A 10,833-nucleotide genomic window follows, 5' to 3' on the forward strand; every position below is an offset into this window, starting at 1 on the left:
AGTCATAAATGAGCATTATGAGCCTGTTTTTAACGAAGGAATGACAACGCAGATAGTTTTTCAACAACCTGTCAGAGTAAATACCCGCCAACAGTCGCGGTAGCAATAATAACCATCCACACCGACAACGAGCGGATATGCAGGCGTTGCCAACGATCAAGTTCGGCAGCGGCCTCCTCAGCACTCTCATCAACCGGGCACGACATAGCGACTGACTGCCCGGCCAGAGATTCATTTGCTACACGGTAGAGAACGTCGGCACTGTTCGTCGTGCGGTCCCAAAGGTAAGAATGAAGCACAGGAAATGCGCGCAGAAAGTCTCCGGCTAGCGCATAGGTTAATCCCAGAAGCCGAACGGGAATCCACTCAATCCAGTGCAGGTAGCGCCAGCCCTGTGCGTCGCAATGCGTTGCACGCGCATATTGGAGAGAAAACCACGCCAACAGAATCCCGGCAATATCCGCAACCATGTACCAGAAGACCATCAGGAAAAAGAATTCAAACCAACGATGCAGAAGTGCCCGGATCACCTGATGATTCATAGTGGTCAGATCATCACTTACTCTCACCTCAGGCACGGCAAGGTACTGATCAGCGCAATGATAGGCCCCTTGTGTATCGCCCTTTTTTAAGTCACCGCGATAGGCTTCGAGGTGCTTGCCGATACTGATATGCGACAGCACGTATAGCAAGACAAGAATCTTCAGTAACACACTGAGCAGACCAAAGGCATAGGGATCAGCCAGCAACATCGCCGCCGTAATAGTGACAACCGGTAGAACCACAACAACCGAGTACCTAAAATGGCGATGCCAGTTCATAAAGCGTGGCAGCCTTTCTACCTGCTTCAGCCACCAGGCGAAGGTGCGGCTACTGGTGCTGCGATGCGGTAAAGGGAAGCGCTGCTGCCATAATAAGACGACAAACAGAACGAGAAACTTCATTTCTACTCCTCAGGACACCCGTCACCCGTGACCAGCGAGGCACGGTAACGCGTCCAGTCAAAGGCAGGCCCGGGGTCCGTCTTCCTGCCAGGGGCAATGTCTTCATGCCCGGTTATCCGCTCATCCGTGATCATGCGGTAATGCCGCTTAAGACACTCAGTCACCGCCGTAAGCTGCTCATACTGAGCATCGCTGTACGGAGCAGTGTCGGTTCCTTCCAGTTCTATTCCTATAGAATAGTCGTTGCAATTATCGCGGCCAGAAAATTGCGACTGCCCCGCATGCCAGGCGCGATCATCAAAACTTACAAACTGAGTGATCGCACCGTCGCGCTCGATAAACAGGTGACTGGACACCTGCAAGTCTGCGATGGTCTCAAAATAGGGATGTTGCCCCGCATCAAGTTGATTGCAGAAAAAGCGTTGCACACAGCCGCTGCCGAATTGCCCAGGTGGCAAACTGATGTTGTGAATCACAAGCAGGGAGATATCTCCGACGTCCGGGCGAGGACCAAAATTCGGGGATGGAATCCATTGGGCAGAATCCAGGCGACCATTCGTTATCTTCATTATTTTCCAAAGCAATCAATGTTGTTCTTCAGCTCTTCAAGTTTGGCATAAACACAGCGGGCCGATATAGTCCGGGGACCAGCGAATATGACAGGAATATAAAATGGAGTTTCTGAATACTCTCAATGGCATTGTCTGGGGCTGGCCAATGCTGGCTTTAATTGCGCTTACAGGCCTGTTTTTAACTATCGGCCTGAAGGCTTACCCTATCCGGCATCTGAAAACCGGATTCGTCGAATTATGGCAAGGCAGACATAAACACGGTGAGGGAGAAATCTCTGGCTTCAATGCCCTGATGACCTCACTCTCGGCAACGATCGGCACAGGCAACATTGCCGGGGTCGCAACGGCTGTCGCTATGGGAGGCCCTGGCGCCATTTTCTGGATGTGGATCATCGCTCTTGTTGGTATGGCCACAAAGTATTCTGAAGCCGTGCTGGCTGTGCGTTTTCGCGAACAGAATGAACAAGGGCACTTTGTCGGTGGGCCCATGTACTACATCCGCAACGGCCTTGGGCCTAAGTTCAAGTGGCTTGCGGTCGCCTTTGCTTTCTTCGGTATGCTCGCGGGATTCGGCATTGGTAACGGTGTACAGGCCAACTCGGTGGCCGACGCCATGTCGCATATCTCACCAGGCGGCACTGGCATTCCTGAATGGGTAACGGGTCTGGTGGTTGCTGCTTTGGTGGGTCTGGTCCTTATCGGAGGCATCCGCAGAATCTCAGACGTCGCGGGCAAGCTGGTTCCGTTTATGGCGATTACTTACGTGATCGCCGGCGTCGTTCTACTGGGAATCTATGCCAATGAAATTCCGGCAGCGCTGGAGCTGATCGTTACACACGCCTTCACACCTATTTCGGCCGCGGGAGGCTTCGCAGGCGCCACCGTCTGGGCCGCGATTCGCTTCGGTGTCGCACGTGGAGTCTTCTCAAACGAAGCTGGCCTTGGTAGCGCTCCTATTGCACACGCCACAGCAACCACAGACAGCCCCGTGCGTCAGGGTACAATCGCGATGCTGGGCACCTTTATCGATACTATCGTCATATGCACCATTACTGGCCTGGTGATCGTTGCATCCGGTGCTTGGCAAACCGGTGCTTCGGGCGCCAGCCTCACGGCGTCTGCCTTTGACGCCGGACTCCCGGTGATTGGCCAGTACATAGTCACGCTTGGACTGGCAGTATTCGCTTTCACCACTATTATCGGTTGGTCATTTTACGGTGAGCGCTGTACTGAGTATTTATTTGGTATCAAAGCGGTTCCGGTATTCCGGCTTATCTGGGTTGCAGCCATCCCGATTGGCGCTACACAAGAGCTGAATGTCGCCTGGCTCATCGCGGATACTCTGAACGCTATGATGGCCCTGCCTAACCTGGTCGCACTGATCCTGCTCAGCCCTGTCGTGTTCGGCCTTACCCGGGAGTATCTACAAAAAGGTTCCCAGAAAGACCTGTAGTAAACCAGTCGGGCAGTATCAGTTGGGGCGCGACTTCGTGTAGAATCGCGCCCTCATGATATGAACCCACTCATAGAACGAAGCCCCAGCCATGGACCTCACTCAGCATCAGACAGACATCAGCAATGCAGTTACCCGCGCCATTAAAGAAGACATCGGCACTGGTGATATTACCGCGCAGTTAATACCGGCAGAGCAGAAAAGCCATGCACGTATCATCTCCCGGGAACATGCAGTGATTGCTGGGCAAGCCTGGGTGACTGAAGTGTTCAGGCAAGTTGACCCCGAGGTCGAAGTTGACTGGAAGGTCAAAGACGGAGACGTGGTTGAGGCTGACCAGGTACTGTTTGAACTGAAAGGCTCGTCACGCTCACTGTTGAGTGGTGAACGCTGTGCTTTAAACTTCCTGCAGAGCCTGTCTGGAACGGCGACTCTGTGTGAACACTACGCCTCTCTTGTTGAGGGTACTGGTGTAAAACTACTGGATACCCGTAAAACCATTCCTGGCCTTCGTATCGCACAGAAGTACGCCGTATCCGTTGGCGGATGCTTCAATCACCGCATTGGTCTCTATGATGCGTTTCTAATCAAAGAAAACCACATCATGGCAGCAGGCAGCATTTCAGACGCTGTACGTCAGGCGCATGACATTGCTCCGGGTAAACCCGTGGAAGTCGAAGTGGAAACCATGGCGCAACTGGAAGAAGCGATCGACGCTGGTGCCGACATCATCATGCTGGATAACTTCAGCCCAGCCGATATGAAAGTCGCTGTCGCTTTCACACGAGGCAAAAGCGCAGGCAATATCAAACTCGAAGCCTCAGGCGGCATCACCAAAGACACTTTGCGCCATTATGCAGAAACCGGCGTAGATTATATTTCGATTGGTGCACTCACCAAAGACTGTAAGGCGATTGACCTGTCGATGAGGATGGTTGGCTAAGCCAACAAGCCTCTGTCATTTTGCGCCGCACCTCCCGCAAATGCCCACCAGAGTGACGATAATTGTCACTCTTTGCCAACTTTTTGCGCGTTTTTCGAACAGATATTTTTATGACGCCAAAAAATGTGACTTAAGCCCGGAAACAGGGCTTGCTGGTCTCAGAGAAGCTTGGCAAACTCCATCCCACAGTCATGATTAATGACAGGTAAGACCGCCGGAAGGGCCCCCAAAGAAGGACCGGAAAGCAGTCACCCAATAACAAATCTCGAAAGAGAGTGGAGAAGCCCTATGAAAAACATGAAAGCCCAACAAGGTTTTACCCTTATTGAATTGATGATCGTGATCGCGATCATCGGTATTCTGGCGTCAGTTGCATTGCCTGCTTATCAGGATTACACCAGACGCGCAGAATTTGCCGAAACGACACTAGCCACTAGCCCTTACAAGATGGGGATTTCAGTGTGTGTCCAAAGCCTCGGTGTAGCAAACGCCGCCCTCTGCGATAACGACACCAACGGCATTCCCCCAAATGTCACAGCAGCGGCCAACGTAGTCGGCATCACTGTAACTGGTACAGGTCCGGCCAAAGCAACTGGTGGCGCCGTAGGTGACACCTTCATCATTACCGCAACAGCGCCTACCGACTCTCCGAACGCCACCGAAACATATACGCTGACTGGCACTCTTGCCGCTGGCGGCAAGATCAACTGGGGTCCTGGTGTCTGCTCGAATACCAATGCAAGTCTTTGCTAATACGCCGAGTTAGGAAAAACCCCGCCTTGCGGGGTTTTTTTTTGGAGGAATATTGAGATAGAAATCCCATTGGCAAGCCAATACCGTAGAGTGTATTGCTCCCGTCTGATACCGTTGGCGTATGAATTCTCTAGGAAAGCGTGATGTCGAAATTAACCGGCTTAGCAAGGCAAATTGTTGAAAAAGGTCTATTGTCGGACGAACTGGGTCAGGAGCTATGCCAAAAAGCGCTGAATGAGCGCACCTCGTTCACCAATGTTGTAGTGCAGTCCGGCTCAGTTTCTTCAATATCTCTCGCTACCGTTGCCTCGGAGGAATTCGGTCTTCCGTTGCTCGATCTGGCAGCATTTGACATTGAGAGCTCACCCGACAAGCTTGTTAGTCCGGCGCTCATCGAAAAACACCGGATTTTGCCTCTGTTCAGCAGAGGTAACCGACTCTTCGTTGCACAGAGCGACCCTTCTCAAATCCTCGGAATTGATGAAATAAAGTTCAACACTGGCATGACAGTAGAGTCAATCTTGGTCGAAGAGGACAAGTTATCTGTCGCGCTGGATAAACTAATCAGCGGAGCAGATACGAGCCTGGAAGATGCGTTTGATGATCTCGATGCTGCATTGGACCAGGTCGATCTGGAAGATCCAGAGAAACAGCAACAAGATGACGATGGTAGCCCAGGTGATGATGCCCCTATCGTCCGTTTCGTCAATAAGATACTCTTGGACGCAATCCGAATTGGAGCATCCGACATTCATTTTGAACCTTATGAGAAAAGATATCGCATTCGCTACCGCACAGATGGTGTGCTAAAGGAAGTTTCCCAACCACCGATTAACTTAGCAGGTAAGATCGCCGCTCGCCTGAAAGTAATGTCGCAGATGGATATCTCTGAACGACGCATTCCTCAGGATGGTCGTATTAAGATGAAGATATCTAAAAATAAAGCCATCGATTTTCGTGTTAATACGCTTCCTACCCTCTGGGGCGAGAAGATTGTATTGCGTATCCTCGATCCCTCGTCTGCGAAACTGGGGATCGATGCCCTAGGCTATGAAGAAGACCAAAAGCAGCTCTACCTTGAAGCTCTATCAAACCCTCAGGGTATGATTCTGGTAACAGGCCCGACGGGATCCGGTAAAACAGTTTCCCTCTATACAGGACTGAATATTCTCAACGTAGAAGGTACAAACATTTCTACAGCTGAGGACCCGGTAGAGATCAATCTTGAGGGCATTAACCAGGTCAACGTGAATAATAAGGTAGGCCTCGATTTTGCCTCGGCACTGCGCTCATTCCTGCGCCAGGATCCGGATGTTGTCATGGTGGGTGAGATTCGGGATCTTGAAACCGCTCAGATTGCGATTAAAGCGGCCCAAACAGGCCACCTTGTTTTATCCACACTGCACACCAACAGCGCGGCAGAAACACTCACGCGACTTGCTAACATGGGAGTTCCCGCATTTAATATTGCCACCTCTGTTTCCTTGATTATTGCTCAGCGTCTCGCACGTCGCTTGTGCTCCAGTTGCAAAACTCCTGCAGAGATTCCGCCTGAGACCCTGCAAGAAGAGGGGTTTACTGAAGAGCAAATTTCTCACGGAGACTTCTTCTCACCGGTGGGCTGCCCCCACTGCAATGGTGGATACAAGGGCCGAGTGGGCATCTATGAAGTCGTAAAGGTTACAGATGCGGTTTCACGTATTATCATGTCTGGCGGTAATTCTATTGAAATATCCGATGCGGCCCGCAATGAAGGCTTTGCCAATCTGAGAACATCCGCGCTGAAGAAGGTGGCTGCTGGCATCACCAGCCTGGAAGAAGCAAACCGTGTGACAATGGATTAAGCCTCTGACGTTAGTGTCAGCGTAAAAGAGTGTAGAACAATGGCGAAACAACAAAAAACAGCCACCTTTGTTTGGGAAGGCATAAACCGTCGCGGTCAGGCAAGCAAGGGCGAGATCGTCGCACTGAATTCCGCCTATGCGAAGGCGCATTTGCGTAAACAAGGCATCGAACCTCGCAAGGTCAAAAAACGGACCGAGCCTTTGTTCGGTATTGGTGGCCAATCGCGCAGTAAAAGAATTAAGCCTGCGGATATCTCATTTTTCACACGGCAAATGGCCACTATGGTCAAGGCGGGTGTGCCACTTGTTCAAGCGTTCGATATCGTTGCAGACGGTGTTGATAATTTGTCACTGAAAAGAGTGATCTCAGACGTTAGGGAATCTGTCTCCGCAGGTAACGATTTTGCCGCCGCATTAAGATCCTATCCTCAACATTTTGACGAGCTGACTTGCAACCTGATTGAATCAGGTGAACAGGCGGGTACGCTACAGACCATGCTTGATAAAGTGGCCCTCTACAAAGAAAAGACAGAATCACTGAAAGCAAAAGTCAAAAAGGGCTTGATGTATCCTACTATCACATTAGCAGTAGCTTTTTTAGTCACCGGTATATTACTGATCAAAGTTGTCCCGTCGTTCGAAGAAATTTTTTCTAGTTTTGGCGCGGAGTTACCCGCCCCGACCCAGTTTGTCGTTGGGTTATCCGAAGTCGCCCAAGATTATTATCTGTATGTGATTGCGGCTCTGGTGATTCTTGGAACCAGTGTGACACAGGGCATCAAGAAATCTAAACCTTTCCGCGACAAGGTCGATGCGCTACTTCTTGGCGTTCCCGTTTTTGGTGATCTGATCAAAAAAGCCGCGATTGCCCGCTACTCGAGAGTACTATCGACAACGTTCGCAGCCGGTGTTCCCTTGGTGGATGCACTTGATTCAGTGGCTGGTGCGGTGGGAAATTCGGTGTACCGGGACGCGGTATTCAAGGTCAGAGATGAGGTTTCTTCGGGTCAGCAACTCCATTTTTCAATGAGGAGCACTAAGGTGTTTCCTAACATGGTGGTACAAATGGCCAGTATTGGTGAAGAATCTGGTGCTCTCGATGATATGCTTGGAAAAGCAGCAGATTACTATGAAGAAGAAGTCGATAATGCTGTTGATAACCTTACTGCTATGATTGAACCAGCGATTATGATTTTTTTGGGCGTTGTCATCGGTGGCTTGATCGTTGCGATGTACCTTCCTATCTTCGAAATGGGTGATGCCATACGATGAGCGCCTTGATTGCATCAGTCGAAGGAAACTTGGCGCTGCTCTCCACTCTGGTTCTGATCCTCAGCCTCCTTATTGGCAGTTTCCTGAACGTCGTGATTCTGCGTATGCCGATCATGATGTTCAGAGGCTGGAAGCAAGAATGCCAGGGGATGGAAGAGGAACTCCCGGACCACCCGGCCATTAACGACCTGAGCAAGCCCTATAACCTGATTACTCCAGCTTCCCACTGCCCTTCTTGCTCCGCGCCGGTTAAACCGTGGATGAATATCCCGGTCATCAGCTGGATTTTCCTTCGTGGCCAATGTGCGTCGTGCGGGTCTCGTATTGGTTTGCGTTATCCGCTGGTTGAGATTGCTACAGCAGTCATGAGCGGCCTCTTACTGCTTAAGTTTGAATGGGGTTGGCCACTGCTGGCGATGCTGGTGTTCACCTGGCTTCTGATTACGATGTCGGTTATCGATATTGATCATAAGATCCTGCCGGACACATTAACACTCGGCTTGCTCTGGCTCGGCCTTCTGCTGAATACCCAGGGAATGTTTACTGACCTTCAGTCGGCTGTTCTTGGGGCGGCACTGGGCTATGGTGTGCTTTGGGGATTCTTCTGGGTCTTCAAATTGCTCACGGGCAAAGATGGCATGGGCTATGGTGACTTCAAGCTACTCGCCGCACTTGGCGCCTGGTTCGGCTTTCAGTCGCTGTTGACCATTATCATTATGTCGAGCGTTGTCGGTGCCGTCGTTGGTATCGCAGGAGTGATTGTACTTGGACGTGATCGTCAGGTTCCCATTCCTTTCGGCCCCTATCTCGCTATGGCTGGTTGGATCGTAGCCATGTGGGGTAATGAAATCACGCAGTGGTACTTCTCGGTCATATAAGCGGCTCTTCGAATAGCTCTTACGGGGTGCCGTTGCAAGTCGCTTTTACAGGTCGAAGGTTCAGGCCTGTTCGTTCTTTTCTTTTTAGTATTGTTTGAAGCAGGCTCTCAATCAGAATGTTTATTCTCGGCCTTACCGGCGGCATAGGCAGTGGTAAAAGCGCTGCCAGCGCGTATTTCAGAGATCGGGGCATTGTCGTCGTCGACGCCGATATTGTTGCCCGTGAAGTGGTTGAGCCAGGCCAACCTGCCTTGCTCGCCATCGAAGAGCGGTACGGGTCTGACGCCCTTCTTGATGACGGTACGCTTAACCGTGGCTGGCTACGCGCAAAAGTCTTTGCAGAACCTGATGAACGCAAATGGCTGGAAAGCCAGACCCACCCGAGAATACGGGATAGCATTATTGCGCAATTAAAAGCAGCGACATCCCCCTACGCCATTCTGGAATCTCCTCTTTTGTTTGAGAGCGGTCAGAGCGAGCTGGTCGCCCGCACCCTGGTGATCGATGTTCCAGAAGAGATTCAGGTTGAAAGAGCCTCCTCGCGTGATGGCAACGAGGAAGAACAGATTCGCCGTATTATTGCAGCACAGTTGCCGCGCTCAGAGCGGTTGCAGAGAGCAGACGATGCGGTAGATAATTCAAGCAATCTTGAAGCTCTGTACAGTCAGCTTGAGCCGCTTCATCAGTCGTACCTGCAATTAACCTGAGGTGTTCGTGGAAGTTAAGTGTCCAACGTGCGAAAAAAAGGTCCAGTGGACCCCTGAAGAGAAGTACCGCCCTTTTTGCAGTGAGCGCTGCAAGCTGATCGACCTTGGCGAGTGGGCAAGCGAGGGACACGCGATTCCAGGGAAACCCATGACTGATGAGCTTATGTCTGGTGATATCTCAGACGACATGTTTGCCGCCGACGAAACCCTCAGTGACCACCTTAAACGTCATTGATAGGTGATTGAAGAAGGGTTGATCCGAGCGGATCAACCGCTCGCAGGAATTTTTTCAACCAAAGCCATCAACTCTTCTGTTTTAACCTTATCTGAAGCGAAAACCCGACCAACTTCAGAGAGGTAGCCGGTGAGGCTTTTATCCATCTTCAGCCCCTCATTAAAGACACGGCTGGTCTCGAGAATACCGTTCTCAAGAACCTTCTGAATCACCCGCTCCTGTTGCTCATCCATGCCCAGAAACTGGATTTCCTGCTCAATTCCGTCGGCAATGTCTTCCACCGCATCGGCAATGCGAACCATCACGTCGTGATAACCTTTATCTATATTCTCCATAATATGCGTCATACGAGATGTGAGCTTAACTACCAACTTGCTTTCGAGCTTCAGCGACTCCACATTGTCCAGAGCTCCGACTCTGGCATCCAGCCCCTGCAGCAAAGAAAAGACATTATCCTTGATCGCACCGTACTTATTAGGGTCATCTACTGGCATGTTCCTGACCAGTAAGGAAACGCGCCCGTAATTCATTATGGAACGCTTACCGAAGTCGACATAGCGTCCCATTTCGCTGCACTCGCGCAGTAAGGTCGACTCCAGGTCCTTCGCCATCCCATTCGCTTCCATGTTCTTTTCACCGAAACGACTGCGAATCTGCAGGGAACTACTGATGTTGTAACTTTTAAGTGCCTGAAACAGTCGCATCCCCGCCTGGTCCAGGTTCTCACACTGGTTGATATCCAGCAGAAACTGAATATTTACTCCCAGATCAGAGGTGTCTGACATGGCAATAAATGCCATCTCATTAGCCTTATCCAGCTGCTGTTTTAACTGCTCGTTAGCGATGCGGTTAAAGATGGCTTTCATCAGGCGAATCTGTAACTCTGCGCCGTTACCGAACTGGATATGGTCATCACAACCGGCATCGTAGAACGCCAGGCGGGAATCCAGATCGCGCTCTTCTGTTGCCAGTACAACCACGGGTAATGGTGAAATTACCGGGTGATGTTTGAGTGCCCGAACCTGTGCCTGAGCGCCTGTTCCGTCAGCCTCTTTGTCAAGCACGATAGCAAGCTTGTATTCTTCAAGGTCAGGCAGGTGAAATGTTTCCTGCGCAGTCGCAACAGCCAACAGCGAGAACTGATCTCCGAGGTTTTCCTCGAGCTTTTTTATATCGTTGCAGCCAACAACGAGGACCTTGTATTCCATAGGCGTTAAGGCATCTAGTGAGAC

The 10,833-nt window shown here is 50.9% G+C and carries 11 protein-coding genes; 8 read left to right on the forward strand and 3 right to left on the reverse strand.

The annotated features are described in order from the left end of the window. Nucleotides 1-71 precede the first annotated feature (71 nt). Together ampE and ampD are read right to left on the reverse strand one after the other, a co-directional pair. Nucleotides 72-944, reverse strand: coding sequence for a regulatory signaling modulator protein AmpE (gene ampE / locus AC5E51_RS06880; RefSeq protein WP_068434398.1), 873 nt, complete (start codon nucleotides 942-944; stop codon nucleotides 72-74). Nucleotides 945-946: 2 nt separating this feature from the next. Beyond that, the gene (ampD, locus tag AC5E51_RS06885) at nucleotides 947-1,513 is read right to left on the reverse strand and encodes a 1,6-anhydro-N-acetylmuramyl-L-alanine amidase AmpD (protein ID WP_068434395.1); all 567 of its coding nucleotides are present in this window, start codon (nucleotides 1,511-1,513) and stop codon (nucleotides 947-949) included. 103 nt (nucleotides 1,514-1,616) lie between these two features. Between ampD and AC5E51_RS06890 the strand changes: the two genes are divergently transcribed. The 8 genes from AC5E51_RS06890 (at nucleotide 1,617) to yacG (ending at nucleotide 9,601) form a co-directional block, all read left to right on the forward strand. After that, nucleotides 1,617-2,969 (forward strand): alanine/glycine:cation symporter family protein, encoded by a 1,353-nt coding sequence (locus AC5E51_RS06890; RefSeq protein WP_068434392.1) that lies wholly within the window; start codon nucleotides 1,617-1,619, stop codon nucleotides 2,967-2,969. Between the two features lie 91 nt (nucleotides 2,970-3,060). Beyond that, nucleotides 3,061-3,912, forward strand: a complete 852-nt coding sequence (gene nadC / locus AC5E51_RS06895) for a carboxylating nicotinate-nucleotide diphosphorylase (RefSeq protein ID WP_068434390.1) — start codon at nucleotides 3,061-3,063, stop codon at nucleotides 3,910-3,912. A gap of 288 nt (nucleotides 3,913-4,200) precedes the next feature. Continuing rightward, nucleotides 4,201-4,665, forward strand: a complete 465-nt coding sequence (locus tag AC5E51_RS06900) for a pilin (RefSeq protein ID WP_491778356.1) — start codon at nucleotides 4,201-4,203, stop codon at nucleotides 4,663-4,665. 143 nt (nucleotides 4,666-4,808) lie between these two features. After that, nucleotides 4,809-6,509, forward strand: a complete 1,701-nt coding sequence (pilB, locus tag AC5E51_RS06905; protein WP_491778357.1) for a type IV-A pilus assembly ATPase PilB — start codon at nucleotides 4,809-4,811, stop codon at nucleotides 6,507-6,509. Nucleotides 6,510-6,548: 39 nt separating this feature from the next. Next, on the forward strand, nucleotides 6,549-7,781 hold the full coding sequence (locus AC5E51_RS06910; RefSeq protein WP_491778358.1) for a type II secretion system F family protein: 1,233 nt from the start codon (nucleotides 6,549-6,551) through the stop codon (nucleotides 7,779-7,781). After that, nucleotides 7,778-8,659, forward strand: a complete 882-nt coding sequence (locus tag AC5E51_RS06915) for a prepilin peptidase (protein WP_491778359.1) — start codon at nucleotides 7,778-7,780, stop codon at nucleotides 8,657-8,659. The genes AC5E51_RS06910 and AC5E51_RS06915 overlap by 4 nt, the downstream gene beginning before the upstream one ends. Before the next feature lie 116 nt (nucleotides 8,660-8,775). Then, nucleotides 8,776-9,366: a dephospho-CoA kinase gene (coaE, locus tag AC5E51_RS06920; protein ID WP_491778360.1), complete on the forward strand. Its 591-nt coding sequence runs from the start codon at nucleotides 8,776-8,778 to the stop codon at nucleotides 9,364-9,366. Between the two features lie 7 nt (nucleotides 9,367-9,373). Continuing rightward, complete coding sequence (gene yacG / locus AC5E51_RS06925; RefSeq protein ID WP_491778361.1) at nucleotides 9,374-9,601, forward strand: DNA gyrase inhibitor YacG; 228 nt, start codon at nucleotides 9,374-9,376, stop codon at nucleotides 9,599-9,601. A gap of 32 nt (nucleotides 9,602-9,633) precedes the next feature. Here the strand turns inward: yacG and AC5E51_RS06930 are convergent, their stop codons facing one another. Next, on the reverse strand, nucleotides 9,634-10,809 hold the full coding sequence (locus AC5E51_RS06930; protein WP_491778362.1) for a response regulator: 1,176 nt from the start codon (nucleotides 10,807-10,809) through the stop codon (nucleotides 9,634-9,636). Between the last annotated feature and the right edge of the window lie 24 nt (nucleotides 10,810-10,833).

This window comes from Thalassolituus sp. (genome assembly GCF_984348125.1).

Excerpts from the sequence above, each read along its gene's own strand:
- AC5E51_RS06910 (WP_491778358.1), top strand. The coding sequence starts at position 6,549 with ATGGCGAAACAACAAAAAACAGCCACCTTTGTTTGGGAAGGCATAAAC.
- AC5E51_RS06930 (WP_491778362.1), bottom strand. The coding sequence starts at position 10,809 with ATGGAATACAAGGTCCTCGTTGTTGGCTGCAACGATATAAAAAAGCTC.
- AC5E51_RS06900 (WP_491778356.1), top strand. The coding sequence starts at position 4,201 with ATGAAAAACATGAAAGCCCAACAAGGTTTTACCCTTATTGAATTGATG.
- ampE (WP_068434398.1), bottom strand. The coding sequence starts at position 944 with ATGAAGTTTCTCGTTCTGTTTGTCGTCTTATTATGGCAGCAGCGCTTC.
- nadC (WP_068434390.1), top strand. The coding sequence starts at position 3,061 with ATGGACCTCACTCAGCATCAGACAGACATCAGCAATGCAGTTACCCGC.
- AC5E51_RS06890 (WP_068434392.1), top strand. The coding sequence starts at position 1,617 with ATGGAGTTTCTGAATACTCTCAATGGCATTGTCTGGGGCTGGCCAATG.
- ampD (WP_068434395.1), bottom strand. The coding sequence starts at position 1,513 with ATGAAGATAACGAATGGTCGCCTGGATTCTGCCCAATGGATTCCATCC.
- pilB (WP_491778357.1), top strand. The coding sequence starts at position 4,809 with ATGTCGAAATTAACCGGCTTAGCAAGGCAAATTGTTGAAAAAGGTCTA.
- AC5E51_RS06915 (WP_491778359.1), top strand. The coding sequence starts at position 7,778 with ATGAGCGCCTTGATTGCATCAGTCGAAGGAAACTTGGCGCTGCTCTCC.
- coaE (WP_491778360.1), top strand. The coding sequence starts at position 8,776 with ATGTTTATTCTCGGCCTTACCGGCGGCATAGGCAGTGGTAAAAGCGCT.